This window comes from Wenjunlia tyrosinilytica (assembly GCF_014646055.1).
Lineage (GTDB): Bacteria > Actinomycetota > Actinomycetes > Streptomycetales > Streptomycetaceae > Wenjunlia > Wenjunlia tyrosinilytica.
In genome coordinates this window covers 346826-360881 of sequence record NZ_BMMS01000001.1, presented here as the reverse complement: position 1 = coordinate 360881, position 14056 = coordinate 346826, and the positions used below count along the sequence as shown (strand labels likewise).

The window sequence follows — 14056 nt, the reverse complement described above, 5'->3', positions numbered from 1 at the left end:
CGCCATGAGTCTGTTCCGCGACGACGGCATCGTGCTGCGCACCCAGAAGCTGGGTGAGGCGGACCGGATCATCACCCTGCTCACCCGCCACCACGGCCGGGTACGCGCGGTCGCCCGAGGAGTGCGGCGCACCAAGTCCAAGTTCGGGGCCCGCCTGGAGCCCTTCAGCCACGTCGACGCGCAGTTCTTCGCCCGCGGCGGCGACCTCGTCGGCCGCGGCCTCCCGCTGTGCACGCAGGTGGAGACGATCGCGGCCTTCGGCGGCAGCATCGTCACCGACTACGCCCGGTACACCGCGGGCACGGCCATGCTGGAGACGGCCGAGCGGTTCACCGACCACGAGGGCGAGCCCGCCATCCAGCAGTACCTCCTGCTCGTCGGGGCGATGCGCACCCTCGCCTCCGGCGCCCATGGCCCGGGGCTGGTGCTCGACGCCTTCCTGCTGCGCTCGCTGGCGGTCAACGGCTACGCGCCGAGCTTCGACGACTGCGCGAAGTGCGGTATGCCCGGCCCCAACCGTTTCTTCTCCGTCGCCTCCGGCGGCACCGTGTGCGGCGAGTGCCGGGTGCCCGGCAGCGTCGTACCCTCTCCGGAGTCCCTCCAACTCCTGGGCGCGCTGCTCGCCGGGGACTGGGAGACGGCAGACGCGTGCGAGCCGCGCTTCTGCCGAGAAGGCAGCGGCATGGTCGCTGCGTACCTGCAGTGGCACCTCGAGCGGGGTCTCCGCTCGCTGAGATACGTGGAGAAATAGCGCATGGCACGTCGCGGGATCCTCAGCCGACAGCGTCGCGAGTACCTGCCGCCCGAGCCCCACCCCTCCGGCGCCAAGCCCCCCATGCTGCCGGGGGAGTTGGTGCCGGGCCATGTGGCCATCGTCATGGACGGCAACGGGCGCTGGGCGAAGGAGCGCAACCTGCCGCGCACCGAGGGCCACAAGGTGGGCGAGTCGGTCGTCCTCGACGTGGTCCGCGGCTGCCTCGAACTGGGGGTGAAGAACCTCTCCCTCTACGCCTTCTCCACCGAGAACTGGAAGCGCTCGCCGGACGAGGTGCGCTTCCTGATGAACTTCAACCGCGATGTGATCCGCCGCCGCCGCGAGGAGCTCGGCGCGATGGGTGTGCGCATCCGCTGGGCCGGGCGCATGCCCAAGCTGTGGAAGAGCGTGGTCAACGAGCTCCAGATCGCCGAGGAGCACACCCGCGACAACGACGCCATGACGCTGTACATGTGCGTCAACTACGGCGGCCGCGCCGAGGTCGCCGACGCCGCGCGGGCCATGGCCATGGACGTGGCCGCCGGCCGCGTCGACCCGGCGAAGGTCAACGAGAAGCTGCTGGCGAAGTACATGTACCACCCGGACATGCCGGACGTGGACCTGTTCATCCGGCCCTCGGGCGAGCAGCGCACCTCCAACTTCCTGATCTGGCAGTCCGCCTACGCCGAGATGGTCTTCCAGGACATCCTCTGGCCGGACTTCGACCGCCGGAACCTGTGGGACGCCTGCCAGGAGTACGCCTCCCGCGACCGCCGCTACGGCGGAGCGCTGCCCAACCAGGTGGCCGAGGTCCCGGCCCGCTGAACGGGCCGTACGGAAACGCCATGAGGGCGCGACCCGGACAAGGGGTCGCGCCCTCATGGCGCGAAAGGACCCGCAGGCGGAGGCGGTCGGGCGCGTCAGGCGGTCAGGCGGAGGCGCACTGGCCGCAGGTGCCGAAGATCTCCATCGTGTGGGCGACGTCGACGAAGCCGTGGTCGGCGGCGACCGCGTCCGCCCACTTCTCCACGGCGGGACCCTCGACCTCGACGGCGCGGCCGCAGGAGCGGCACACCAGGTGGTGGTGGTGGCCCTGGCTGCACCGCCGGTAGACGGCCTCGCCGTCGTCGGTGCGCAGGACGTCCACCTCACCGGCGTCGGCGAGGGACTGGAGGGTGCGGTAGACGGTGGTGAGGCCGACCGAGTCACCGCGGTGCTTGAGCAGGTCGTGGAGCTCCTGCGCGCTGCGGAACTCGTCGACCTCGTCGAGCGCGGACGCGACCGCGGCGCGCTGCCGCGTCGCGCGGCCGCGCGTCGGGGGGTTTGCGGTGTTCACCGGTTCTCCTCCTCGAGACTCTGGCCGGCCAGCGCTGTCGCTGTGCATGGGGACATTGTGCCAGTGTGTCAGTGAGGTGACCCTAAACGCGCACATCGTCCTCCGGGGAACGGCTGCGCGAGGGTTCGAGGGTGCACTCCGCCTCCTCCGACACCGGGGCGGCCGAGCGCCGGGCCCTGCGTTTCGCCAGGGGAGCGGCGAGGGCGGTCACGGCCAGGAACACCCCGATGGCCATGACGACGATGGTCGCGCCGGAGGGGACGTCCACGTAGTACGTGTACACGGTGCCCGACGTGGTCACCGTGAGTCCGATGGCGACGGCGAAGGCCATCGTGGCCGCGAAGCCGCGGGTGAGCTGCTGGGCGGCCGCGACGGGAACGACCATCAGGGCGCTCACCAGCAACAGGCCGACGACGCGCATGGCGACGGTGACGGTGACGGCCGCGGTGACCGCGAGCACGATGTTGAGCAGGCGCACCGGCAGACCGGTGACGCGGGCGAACTCCTCGTCCTGGCAGACCGCGAACAGCTGCCGCCGCAGGCCGACGGTGACCGCGACGACGACCGCCGCCAGGATGCCGATCACCACCACGTCCTCCTGGGAGACCGTGGTGATCGAGCCGAACAGGTAGGACAGCAGATTGGCGTTGCTCCCGTTGGGCGACAGATGGATCAGGAGCACACCGCCGGACATGCCCCCGTAGAAGAGCATGGCGAGCGCGATGTCGCCCTGGGTCCTGCCGCGGGCCCTGACCAGCTCCATGGCCACCGCGCCGGCCGAGGAGACCAGCACGGCCATCCACACCGGGTTGGTGCCGGTGAGGAAGCCGAGCGCGACACCGGTGAGCGCGACATGGCCGATTCCGTCGCCCATGATCGCCTGGCGGCGCTGGACCAGGTAGATGCCGACCGCGGGCGCGGTGATCCCGATGAGGATCGCGGCGACGAGCGCCCGCTGCATGAAGGCGTCCTGGAGGAAGGTCATGTCAGCAGCCCCGTCCGGATCGGCTCCTCGGGAGCGTGCGGGTGCACATGGTCGTGGCCCGGCAGGGCGTGCTGGCCGGTCGCGGGAGGCGGTGCGCCGTCGTGGACGACGCAGCCGTCGCGCAGGACCACGGCCCGGTCGATCAGTGGTTCGAGGGCGCCGAGCTCATGGAGGACGAGCAGGACCGTGGTGCCCTCGGCGACCTCCTCGCGCAGGGTGCCGGCGAGGACCTGCTGGCCGGCCAGGTCCACACCCGCCATCGGCTCGTCCATGATCAGCAGCTCGGGTTCGCCGGCGAGGGCGCGGGCGATGAGCACCCGCTGGTGCTGACCGCCGGACAGGGCGTTGACCGAGTCCTTGGCGCGGTCGGCGAGGCCCACGAGCTCCAGGGCCCGGTCGACGGCGGCGCGGTCGGCGCGGCGCAGCGGCCGCAGCCTGCCGCGGGAGAGCCGCCCGGAGGAGACGACCTCGCGCACCGTCGCGGGCACGCCGCTGGCGGCCGTGGTGCGCTGGGGCACGTAGCCGATGCGGCGCCATTGGCGGAAGCGCCGGTAGGGGGTGCCGAACAGGCTCAGCTCGCCCCCGGACAGGGGCACCTGGCCGACCACCGCCCGCACGGTGGTGGACTTGCCGGAGCCGTTCGCGCCGAGGAGCGCGACGACCTCGCCGCGCTCGACGCCGAGGTCCACTCCGCGCAGGACGCGGCGGGCCCCCAGCGACGCGGTCGCCCCGCGCAGGGATATGACGGGCTCACCTGAGCCGTTCCGGGTCGGTTCCACGCTCGTCTCCTGCTCCGCCCGCGGGCCGGGCATCAGCGCTGTCATGAGCTCCCCAGGGCCGCTTGCAGGTTCTTGAGGTTCTGCCGCATGACCGAGAAGTAGTCGCTCTTCTTGGGGTCCCGCACGCCCTCGACCGGGTCGAGGACCGCCGTCTTCAGGTGGAGGTCCTCGGCGAGGGTCTTGGCGGTCTTGGGATTGGCCAGGGTCTCGAAGAAGATCGTGCTCACCTTCTTCTCCTCGGCCGTCCGGTGCAAGTCGGCCAGATGCGCGGGGCTGGGCTCCGCCTCCGGGTCCAGGCCGCTTATGCCGACCTCGTCCAGCCGGTAGCGCTCGGCGAGGTAGCCGAACGCGGCATGGGTGGTGACGAAGGTCCGCCGCTTCACGCCCGACAGGCCCTCGGTGAACTCCTTGTCGAGGGCGTTGAGCTCGCCGACCAGCTTGTCGGTGTTGGCCTTGTAGGAGGCGGCGTGGGCCGGGTCGGCGGCGGCCAGCTGCTTGTTCACGCCCTCGGCGACCTTGGCGAGCCGGGTGGGGTCGAGCCAGATGTGCGGATCGCCCGAGGCGTTCTCCCCGTGGCCGCCCTCCTCGGGGGCGGTGCCGCCGTGCACGGCGTCGACTTCCTCGCCGTGCGCCACGAGGGGCGAGTACCGCGTTGCCTCGACGAGGTGCTTGGGGTGGGCCTGGGAGACGGCCTCGTCCACGGCGGGCTGGAGGCCCTTGAGGTACACGACGAGGTCGGTGTCGCTGAGGCGGCCGACCTGGCGCGGGGTGAGTTCGAGGTCGTGCGGCTCGACGCCCGGCTTGGTGAGACCGGTGACGTTGACGTGCTCGCCGCCGATCCGCTTGGTGATGTACTCGAGGGGGTAGAAGGACGCGGTCGCGTCGACCTTGCCGTTGCCGCTTCCACCGCTTTCCGGGGAGCACCCGGTCAGGGCGATCATGGAGGTGGCGGCGGCCGCGGCGAGGAGGCCGGGTACGAGGCGACGGCGTACGTTCATGACAATCATTCTCAACGAAAATGGAAACGATTGTCAATTGAGTGTCGCGGCCCGTTGCACCCTGTGCCCCGGGGCGGGCGGGCCCGGAACCGATTTGGAGTGGGGGGTGCCGCCGCCGGTAATCTGAGGTATTCGCCTAGGCGCCGCGGTACGCCCGCCCGCCAGCCGATCTCCACTGACCGCTTCGTCGTACTGAAGAGAGCACTGTGGCCGCCGACAAGATCGACACCATCGTCAGCCTGAGCAAGCGCCGTGGCTTCGTCTATCCCTGCAGTGAGATCTACGGCGGACAGCGCGCCGCCTGGGACTACGGACCGCTCGGCGTGGAGCTCAAGGAAAACATCAAGCGCCAGTGGTGGCGCTCGATGGTCACCTCCCGCGACGACGTCGTCGGCCTCGACTCCTCCGTGATCCTGGCCCGCGAGGTCTGGGAGGCCTCGGGTCACGTGGCCACCTTCACGGACCCGCTCACCGAGTGCACCTCCTGCCACAAGCGGTTCCGCGCGGACCACCTGGAGGAGGCCTACGAGGCCAAGCACGGGCGCCCCCCGGCGGGTGGCCTCGCCGACATCAACTGCCCGAACTGCGGCAACAAGGGCACCTTCACCGAGCCCAAGCAGTTCTCCGGCCTGCTCTCCACCCACCTCGGCCCCACGCAGGACTCCGGCTCGGTGGCGTACCTGCGCCCGGAGACCGCCCAGGGCATCTTCACCAACTTCGCGGCCGTCCAGCAGACCTCGCGCAAGAAGCCGCCGTTCGGCATCGCCCAGATCGGCAAGAGCTTCCGCAACGAGATCACACCGGGCAACTTCATCTTCCGCACCCGCGAGTTCGAGCAGATGGAGATGGAGTTCTTCGTCAAGCCGGGCGAGGACGAGAAGTGGCACGAGTACTGGATGGCCGAGCGCTGGAACTGGTACGTCGACCTCGGCATCACGCCCGAGAACATCCGGTGGTACGAGCACCCGAAGGAGAAGCTGTCCCACTACTCCAAGCGGACGGCTGACATCGAGTACCGCTTCAACTTCGGCGGCACCGAGTTCTCCGAGCTCGAGGGTGTGGCCAACCGCACCGACTTCGACCTGGCCGCGCACTCCAAGGCGTCCGGCCAGGACCTTTCGTACTTCGACCAGGAGGCCGGCGAGCGCTGGTTCCCCTACGTCATCGAGCCCGCGGCCGGTGTGAACCGCGCCATGCTCGCCTTCCTGCTCGACGCCTACGTCGAGGACGAGGCGCCCAACGCCAAGGGCGTCATGGAGAAGCGCACCGTGCTGCGCCTCGACCCGCGTCTGGCGCCGGTCAAGGTCGCCGTGCTGCCGCTGTCGCGCAATCCCGCCCTGTCCCCGAAGGCCCGCGGCCTCGCCTCCGACCTGCGCAAGCACTGGAACGTGGACTTCGACGACGCCGGCGCGATCGGCCGCCGCTACCGCCGCCAGGACGAGATCGGCACCCCGTTCTGCGTGACCGTCGACTTCGACACCCTCGAGGACAACGCGGTGACCATCCGCGAGCGCGACACCATGGCCCAGCAGCGCATCTCCATCGACCAGGTGGAGTCCTACCTGGCGGGCAAGCTCCTCGGCTGCTGACGCCGAGAGGCGAACGCCGCGGGTCGGAACGCCGCGGGTCGGAACGCCGCGGGTCGGAAACGCGGCGGGGTGAACGCCCAGGGGAAAGACGGCGGGCGAACGCCGGAGCGGAACGAGGCCCGGGCCCCTCCTTCCGGGAGGGAGCCCGGGGCCTTCGCCGTCCGCGGGACCGGCACCCGGCACCCGACCCGCCCGGCCGCTGCCGACCGGGCCTCGGCCTCAGCCGACCGTGCGCGGCAGGCGCAGGCTCAGCAGGGCCGTCACGCCCACCCCGGCCAACTGCACCGCCAGAGCCGCCAGCAGGGCGTCACGCATGCCCAGGGCCGACTGCGGCGCCAGGGAGAGGAAGAGCGTGCCGAGCGTCGCCACACCGAGGGCCAGGCAGGACTGCTGGGTGGTGACCAGCACCCCGCTGCCGACCCCCGCCCGCTCGGCGGGCACGTCCGCGAGGACGATCCGGAACAGCGTCGTCAGCAGCAGGCCCTGGCCGAAGCCGAGGACGGCCATGCCGGGCAGAAGCTGCCACGGGCCCACGTGCGGCCAGTCGGAGGCGAAGGTCACGATCACCCCGGCCAGGCCCAGGCCCTGGAGCACCGCACCGGCCGTGACCACCCGGCGTCCGAACCGGCCCACCAGGCGGGGCCCCGCCAGCGACGCGGCGAGGAACGCGGCCGCCATCGGCACGAGCGCCGACCCGGCCTCGACCGGACCCAGCCGCAGCCCCTGCTGGAGCGCCACGGCGACCACGAACATGAAGCCGCCGAACCCGGTGAACAGCGGCACCGCCAGCGCCAGCCCGGTACGCACCCCGGGCAGCCGCACGAGGCTCGGCGGCACCAGCGGTGTGCCGCCGCGCCGCTCCGCCCGGCGCTCGACCAGGAGGAACGCGGCGATCGCCACCGGGGCCGCGGCCAGCGACAGCCAGGTCCACAGCGGCCAGCCCATGGCCCGGCCCTCGGTCAGCGGCAGCAGGAGGGCGAGGAGGGAGGCACCCAGCAGCGCGGTGCCGGGCGCGTCCACCCCGGCGGGCCGCTCCGCGCGGCTCTCCGGCACGGTCCGCAGGGCCAGCACGAGGCCGAGCAGCGCCACCGGAACGTTCACGAGGAAGATCGAGCGCCAGCCGGTGCCGGCCACATTCGCGGCGACCAGCAATCCGCCCAGGACCTGCCCGACGACGCTGGAGATGCCGCCGGTGGCGCCGTACAGGCCGAGGGCCCGTGCCCGGCGCTCGCCGGAGGTGGCGGCGTGGATGGTGGCGAGCACCTGCGGCAGCATCAGCGCCGCGGCGGCGCCCTGGGCTGTGCGGGCCGCCACCAGGGTCCAGGCGGTGGGCGCGACACCGCAGGCGAGGGAGGTCACCGCGAAGGCCGCCGTGCCCACGAGGAAGAGCCTTCGGCGGCCGAAGGTGTCGCCGAGCCGCCCACCGAGGACGAGGAGCACCGCGTAGGCCACGCCGTACCCGGCGACGACCATCTCCAGCACGGCGGGACCGGCGTTCAGATCGCGGTCGATGGTGGGCAGCGCCACGTTGACGATGAAGAAGTCGAGCATCGGGAGCGCCGCGCCGAGGAGCACGGTCAGCAGGCCGAGCGGCCCGAGCCGCGGGGGAGCGGGAGGAGCGGCCGGGTCCCGGCCGGTTCCGGTCGCGGTCTTCGGGCCGGTGACGTTCGGGCCGGCCGCCTCCGTGCCGGTCGAGGGGGCGCCGGGCGTGCCGACGCGGATGACGCGGGGCCGGACGGCGGCCCTCGTGGTCAGGGTCTGGGTGTGTGCGATCCGTTCGTTCACGGCGCTAACGATCGTCGGGATCGTAGGGTGGTACCAGAGTGTGGTTATCCAGGTATTGGGAGTACCTGGAAATAGGCTGCGCTGTCCCTCATGCTGGAGGCATGAGCAGCAGCGCACCGTCCGCCGCCGTGCCGGGCGCCTTCGCGTCCTCCACGCCGCCGTCCGACACCATCCGTCGCCGGGAGCTCGCGGACTTCCTCCGCAGTCGCCGCGAGCGGATCACCCCCGAGAGGGTGGGCCTGCCCCGAGGCCCCCGCCGCCGTACTCCGGGCCTGCGCCGCGAGGAGGTGGCGCAGCTCGCCGCGGTCGGCGTCACCTGGTACACGTGGCTGGAGCAGGCCCGCGACATCCATGTGTCGCCGCAGGTGCTGGACGCCATCGCCCGCGCCCTCGAGCTGGACAAGAACGAGCGCTCGCACCTGTTCGTGCTCGCCGGGCAGATGGACCCCGTACCTGGCACCGAGTGCCCCGGTGTGTCGGCTCCGGTGCGCCTGATGCTCGACCGGCTCGAGCCGTTCCCGGCCTGTGTGATGAACAGCCGCTACGACGTCGTCGCCTACAACGGCGCCTACCGCCATCTGGTGGTCGACCTGGACGAGCTGCCGTTCGAGGACCGCAATGTGATGTGGCTGGCGTTCACCCACCCGGCCTGGCGCGAGGCACTGGTGGACCGGGCCGAGACGGTGCGGGTGATGGCCGCCAAGTTCCGTACCGCCATGGCCGAGCACCTGGCGGAGCCCACGTGGAAGTGCCTGGTCAAGCGGCTGCTGAGCGAGTCGGCGGAGTTCCGTGAGCTGTGGGCGCGCCATGATGTGGTGATGCCGGACAATCGCGCCAAGTGCTTCCTCAACCGGGAGGTGGGGCGGTTGAACTTCGACCACACCTCCCTGTGGCTCGGCCCCCAGGCAGGGCCCCGCCTGGTCACCTACGTCCCGTCCGACGAGGAGACCCGCCGCAGGCTGGAGCGGCTGCTGGAGTCGGCCCGTGAGCGGGCTTCCGCCGCGGGCCGGGGCGAGGCCCCTGGACCGGGCGGGACGGGGGAGCCGGCGCTCACCGGGTCCGTGGCCGGGGACCATGAGGAGGCCTGGGCGTAGCCCGTGGGACAATGGACGGTCTGCCCGCCGTGCGCGACCCCGGGCGGACCGCCCACCATGCCCGCCGACCCCCGCGCCCACCGACCCAAGCCCGCCGACCCCCGCGCCCACCGACCCAAGCCCGCCGACCCCCGCGCCCACCGACCCAAGCCCGCCGACCCCCGCGACCGCCGACCCTGTGCCCGCCGACCCCAGGCCCGCCGTCCCCGGAAGGAAGTCCCATGAGCGACCTGCAGATCGGAACGCACACCGTGCGGCCGCCGGTGGTGCTGGCGCCGATGGCGGGGATCACCAACGCTCCGTTCCGCACCCTGTGCCGGGAGTTCTCCGGCGGCAAGGGGCTGTTCGTGAGCGAGATGATCACCACGCGGGCACTCGTGGAGCGCGACGTCAAGACCCTGCGGCTGATCCGGTTCGACGGCACCGAGAAGCCACGCTCGATCCAGCTCTACGGGGTGGACCCGGCAACCGTAGGCAAGGCCGTGCGCATGATCGTGGACGAGGACCTCGCCGACCACATCGACCTCAACTTCGGCTGCCCGGTGCCCAAGGTGACCCGCAAGGGCGGCGGCTCCGCGCTGCCGTACAAGCGGGAACTCCTGCGCCAGATCCTGCGCGAGGCCGTCACCGGCGCCGGATCGCTGCCGGTCACGATGAAGATGCGCAAGGGGATCGACGACGACCACCTCACCTACCTCGACGCCGGACGGATCGCCGTCGAGGAGGGGGTGACCGCGATCGCCCTGCACGGGCGCACCGCCCAGCAGCACTACGGCGGCACGGCCGACTGGGAGGCGATCGCCCGGCTGAAGGAGTCGGTCCCCGAGATCCCTGTCCTCGGCAACGGCGACATCTGGAGCGCCGCCGACGCGGTGCGCATGATGCGGGAGACCGGCTGCGACGGCGTCGTCGTGGGGCGCGGCTGCCTCGGGCGGCCCTGGCTGTTCGGCGACCTGGTCGACGCCTTCGAGGGTGGTGGGCAGACCGCCCGGCCGACGCTGGGGGAGGTCGCCGCGGTCATGCGCCGCCATGCCGAACTGCTCGGGGAGTGGATCGGTGACGAGGCACGCGGTGTCACCGACTTCCGCAAGCATGTCGCCTGGTACACCAAGGGCTTCTCGGTCGGCTCTCAGATGCGGCAGCGGCTCGCGATGGCGTCCTCGCTCGCGGAGCTCGACGAGCACCTGGCCGGGCTCGACCTCGACCAGCCCTGGCCGGCGGGCGCGGACGGCCCCCGCGGACGCACGGCGGGCACCAAGCGCGTCGTCCTGCCGGAGGGCTGGCTCGACGATCCCCACGACCGCGCCGTGCCCAGCGAGGACGCCGAGTGCGACACCTCCGGCGGCTGACACGTCGAGCGGCCGGACACCGCCGCCCGTGCCGTGCCCCGTGCCCGCCTCGTCGGCGCGTCCCGTCCGGCGTGCGCCGCCCGGCCCGCGTCGTGCCCGGTCGTCCACGCGTCCGAGCTTCGGGAACTGCGTCCGATGGCTGAGACGTTCATCCGGCGACACGCGTGATTCTCACCACCTCCGGGTATGGACGGCAGTGCCGGTGAGAGATCGCCAAGAAGCCTTCAGGAGTCTCCCGCCGTTCACAACTGTCCAATACCTGGCACCCGGTGCCATGCACGCTGCCGCCACAGGTCCAAGGAATGGATCACGGTGCGCGCTTGCGTGGCCACGGCTCTGCGCGTAGACCGCACCCCGCCCCGCACTCTTCGGAAGGGCGCGTTCAAGTTATGAACGCAAGGTGTCATGCGGATGACAGCGTGGAGTTCGCAGGCTCCGTGGCCCGGGTCACTTTCGATCTCCTGGCGGACGGGTGGTTGCAGGTAGGAGTCGGTGCGGTTGATGCGCTGACCTGCCTTGGATCTGGGTACGCTCCCCGCCGTCAGGGCATCCGTGGCAGGGAGCAGACCCGTGTCGGAACAGACGCAGAAATTCGTCTACGACTTCACTGAGGGCAACAAAGACCTCAAAGACCTTCTCGGCGGGAAGGGAGCGAACCTCGCCGAGATGACCAACCTCGGTCTGCCCGTCCCTCCGGGCTTCACCATCACCACCGAGGCGTGCAAGGTCTACCTGGACAGCGGCAGCGAGCCCAAGCAGCTGCGCGACGAGGTGAGTGCGCACCTCGAAGCACTTGAGCAGAAGATGGACAAGAAGCTCGGCCAGGCCGACGACCCGCTCCTGGTGTCCGTGCGCTCCGGAGCCAAGTTCTCCATGCCGGGAATGATGGACACCGTCCTCAACATCGGCTTGAGCGACGTGTCGGTCACCGGTCTCGCGGCGCAGGCCGGCGACGACCGCTTCGCCTGGGACTCCTACCGCCGCCTTGTGCAGATGTTCGGCAAGACGGTCATGGGTGTCGACGGCGACCTGTTCGAGGAGGCGCTCGAGGAGGCCAAGCGGGCCAAGGGCGCCGACAGCGACCTGGGCCTGGGCGCCGAGGACCTCAAGCAACTGGTCGACGACTTCAAGGGCATCGTGCTCAAGGAGACCGGCCGGGAGTTCCCGCAGGAGCCCCGCGAGCAGATGGACCTCGCCGTCCGCGCGGTCTTCGAGTCGTGGAACACCGACCGGGCCAAGCTCTACCGCCGCCAGGAGCGCATCCCCAACGATCTGGGCACCGCGGTCAACATCTGTTCCATGGTCTTCGGCAACCTGGGCCCCGACTCCGGCACCGGTGTCGCCTTCACCCGTGACCCCGCCAGCGGCCACCAGGGTGTCTACGGCGACTACCTCCAGAACGCCCAGGGCGAGGACGTCGTCGCGGGTATCCGCAACACCGTGCCGCTCGCCGACCTCGAGGGCATCGACAAGGCCTCCTACGACCAGTTGCTCCAGATCATGGAGACGCTGGAGACGCACTACCGCGACCTGTGCGACATCGAGTTCACCATCGAGAGCGGCAAGCTGTGGATGCTCCAGACCCGCGTCGGCAAGCGGACGGCGGCGGCGGCGTTCCGCATCGCCACGCAGCTCGTCGACCAGGGCCTGATCGACGAGGCCGAGGCGCTGCAGCGGGTCAACGGCGCGCAGCTGGCGCAGCTGATGTTCCCGCGCTTCGACGACACCGCGCTGAGCGGGGACGCCAGGAAGGCGGAGCGGATCGGCTGGGGCATCGCAGCCTCGCCCGGCGCCGCCGTCGGCAAGGCCGTCTTCGACTCGTACACGGCCGTCAAGTGGTCCCGCTCCGGTGAGAAGGTCATCCTCATCCGCCGTGAGACCAACCCCGACGACCTCAATGGCATGATCGCCGCCGAGGGCATCCTCACCTCGCGCGGCGGCAAGACCTCCCACGCGGCCGTCGTCGCCCGTGGCATGGGCAAGACCTGTGTCTGCGGCGCCGAGGAGCTCGAGGTCGACACCAAGCGCCGCCGGATGACCGCGAAGGGCCCGGACGGCAAGGGCAGCATCGTGATCGAGGAGGGCGACGTCGTCTCGATCGACGGCTCGTCCGGCAAGGTCTACGTCGGCGAGGTCCCCGTCGTCCCGTCCCCGGTCGTCGAGTACTTCGAGGGCCGGATGCACGCCGGGGCCGAGGACGCCGACGAGCTGGTGCGCGCCGTGCACCGGATCATGGCCTACGCGGACCGCGTACGCCGCCTGCGAGTACGCGCCAACGCGGACAACGCCGAGGACGCCTCGCGCGCCCGCCGCTTCGGCGCCCAGGGCATCGGCCTGTGCCGCACCGAGCACATGTTCCTCGGTGAGCGGCGCGAGCTCGTCGAGAAGCTCATCCTCGCCGACACCGAGGAGGAGCGCGACGACGCCCTGTCGAACCTTCTGCCCATGCAGAAGCGGGACTTCATCGAGCTGTTCGAGGCCATGGACGGGCTTCCGGTCACCGTCCGGCTCCTCGACCCGCCGCTGCACGAGTTCCTGCCCGACATCACCGAGCTGTCGGTGCGCGTGGCACTGGCCGAGTCCCGCAAGGACGCCAACGAGAACGACCTGCGCCTGCTCCAGGCCGTGCACAAGCTCCACGAGCAGAACCCGATGCTGGGTCTGCGCGGTGTGCGCCTCGGCCTGGTCATCCCCGGCCTGTTCACCATGCAGGTGCGCGCCATCGCCGAGGCGGCCGCGCAGCGCAAGGAGGCCAAGGGCGACCCCCGGGCGGAGATCATGATCCCGCTCGTGGGCACCGTCCAGGAGCTGGAGATCGTCCGCGACGACGCGGAGAAGGTCATCGCCGATGTGCAGCGCGAGACCGGTGTCGAACTCAAGCTGGCGCTCGGCACGATGATCGAGCTGCCGAGGGCGGCGCTGACGGCGGGGCAGATCGCGGAGGCGGCCGAGTTCTTCTCGTTCGGCACCAACGACCTCACCCAGACCGTGTGGGGCTTCTCGCGCGACGACGTGGAGGCCTCGTTCTTCACGGCCTACCTGGAGAAGGGCATCTTCGGCGTCTCCCCGTTCGAGACCATCGACCGCGACGGCGTCGGCTCGCTGGTGCGGCGGGCGGTCGAGGAGGGACGGGCGACCCGTCCCGGCCTCAAGCTCGGCGTCTGCGGCGAGCACGGCGGGGACCCCGAGTCCGTGCACTTCTTCCACGAGGTCGGGCTCGACTACGTCTCCTGCTCGCCGTTCCGGATCCCGGTGGCGCGTCTGGAGGCCGGCCGCGCGGCGGCACAGAGCAAGGGCAGCGACTCGCGCTGACCCGCAGGACCACCTTGAGCGAGGGCGGCGCCTTGTGCGGAGGCGCCGCCCTCGGGTTTGCCCGGGGCGGTTCTT

General features: G+C 71.2%; 11 protein-coding genes. 6 read left to right on the top strand and 5 right to left on the bottom strand.

Going from position 1 to position 14056, the window contains the following annotated elements:
• Window positions 1-4 precede the first annotated feature (4 nt).
• Together recO and IEY86_RS01600 are read left to right on the top strand one after the other, a co-directional pair.
• Entirely contained in the window at window positions 5-751 is a 747-nt protein-coding gene (recO, locus tag IEY86_RS01605) for a DNA repair protein RecO (protein WP_189129602.1), read from the top strand.
• Between the two features lie 3 nt (window positions 752-754).
• Window positions 755-1579 (top strand): isoprenyl transferase, encoded by an 825-nt coding sequence (locus IEY86_RS01600; protein WP_189129601.1) that lies wholly within the window; start codon window positions 755-757, stop codon window positions 1577-1579.
• Between the two features lie 103 nt (window positions 1580-1682).
• Here the strand turns inward: IEY86_RS01600 and IEY86_RS01595 are convergent, their stop codons facing one another.
• The 4 genes from IEY86_RS01595 to IEY86_RS01580 all read right to left on the bottom strand — a co-directional run bounded on the left by IEY86_RS01595 (window position 1683) and on the right by IEY86_RS01580 (window position 4852).
• Window positions 1683-2090, bottom strand: coding sequence for a Fur family transcriptional regulator (locus tag IEY86_RS01595; RefSeq protein WP_189129600.1), 408 nt, complete (start codon window positions 2088-2090; stop codon window positions 1683-1685).
• An 82-nt stretch (window positions 2091-2172) separates the two neighbouring features.
• Complete coding sequence (locus tag IEY86_RS01590) at window positions 2173-3075, bottom strand: metal ABC transporter permease (protein ID WP_189129599.1); 903 nt, start codon at window positions 3073-3075, stop codon at window positions 2173-2175.
• Window positions 3072-3887 (bottom strand): metal ABC transporter ATP-binding protein, encoded by an 816-nt coding sequence (locus tag IEY86_RS01585; RefSeq protein ID WP_229698095.1) that lies wholly within the window; start codon window positions 3885-3887, stop codon window positions 3072-3074. The genes IEY86_RS01590 and IEY86_RS01585 overlap by 4 nt, the downstream gene beginning before the upstream one ends.
• A gap of 8 nt (window positions 3888-3895) precedes the next feature.
• Window positions 3896-4852 (bottom strand): metal ABC transporter substrate-binding protein, encoded by a 957-nt coding sequence (locus tag IEY86_RS01580; RefSeq protein WP_189129597.1) that lies wholly within the window; start codon window positions 4850-4852, stop codon window positions 3896-3898.
• A 206-nt stretch (window positions 4853-5058) separates the two neighbouring features.
• Between IEY86_RS01580 and IEY86_RS01575 the strand changes: the two genes are divergently transcribed.
• Window positions 5059-6441 carry a glycine--tRNA ligase gene (locus IEY86_RS01575; protein WP_189129596.1) on the top strand — a complete coding sequence of 461 codons (1383 nt, stop codon included), beginning with the start codon at window positions 5059-5061 and terminating at the stop codon, window positions 6439-6441.
• A 219-nt stretch (window positions 6442-6660) separates the two neighbouring features.
• On the opposite strand, the gene IEY86_RS01570 is transcribed toward IEY86_RS01575, so the two are convergent.
• Window positions 6661-8226 (bottom strand): MFS transporter, encoded by a 1566-nt coding sequence (locus IEY86_RS01570; protein WP_229698070.1) that lies wholly within the window; start codon window positions 8224-8226, stop codon window positions 6661-6663.
• A 101-nt stretch (window positions 8227-8327) separates the two neighbouring features.
• Between IEY86_RS01570 and IEY86_RS01565 the strand changes: the two genes are divergently transcribed.
• The 3 genes from IEY86_RS01565 to ppdK all read left to right on the top strand — a co-directional run bounded on the left by IEY86_RS01565 (window position 8328) and on the right by ppdK (window position 13981).
• Window positions 8328-9320 carry a helix-turn-helix transcriptional regulator gene (locus tag IEY86_RS01565; RefSeq protein ID WP_189129595.1) on the top strand — a complete coding sequence of 331 codons (993 nt, stop codon included), beginning with the start codon at window positions 8328-8330 and terminating at the stop codon, window positions 9318-9320.
• 221 nt (window positions 9321-9541) lie between these two features.
• On the top strand, window positions 9542-10669 hold the full coding sequence (gene dusB / locus IEY86_RS01560) for a tRNA dihydrouridine synthase DusB (RefSeq protein WP_189129594.1): 1128 nt from the start codon (window positions 9542-9544) through the stop codon (window positions 10667-10669).
• A 570-nt stretch (window positions 10670-11239) separates the two neighbouring features.
• Window positions 11240-13981: a pyruvate, phosphate dikinase gene (gene ppdK / locus IEY86_RS01555; RefSeq protein ID WP_189129593.1), complete on the top strand. Its 2742-nt coding sequence runs from the start codon at window positions 11240-11242 to the stop codon at window positions 13979-13981.
• Window positions 13982-14056: the final 75 nt, after the last annotated feature.

Coding starts and splice junctions, on each gene's coding strand:
- recO (WP_189129602.1), top strand. CDS start 5: ATGAGTCTGTTCCGCGACGACGGCATCGTGCTGCGCACCCAGAAGCTG.
- IEY86_RS01600 (WP_189129601.1), top strand. CDS start 755: ATGGCACGTCGCGGGATCCTCAGCCGACAGCGTCGCGAGTACCTGCCG.
- IEY86_RS01590 (WP_189129599.1), bottom strand. CDS start 3,075: ATGACCTTCCTCCAGGACGCCTTCATGCAGCGGGCGCTCGTCGCCGCG.
- IEY86_RS01585 (WP_229698095.1), bottom strand. CDS start 3,887: ATGCCCGGCCCGCGGGCGGAGCAGGAGACGAGCGTGGAACCGACCCGG.
- IEY86_RS01580 (WP_189129597.1), bottom strand. CDS start 4,852: ATGAACGTACGCCGTCGCCTCGTACCCGGCCTCCTCGCCGCGGCCGCC.
- IEY86_RS01565 (WP_189129595.1), top strand. CDS start 8,328: ATGAGCAGCAGCGCACCGTCCGCCGCCGTGCCGGGCGCCTTCGCGTCC.
- dusB (WP_189129594.1), top strand. CDS start 9,542: ATGAGCGACCTGCAGATCGGAACGCACACCGTGCGGCCGCCGGTGGTG.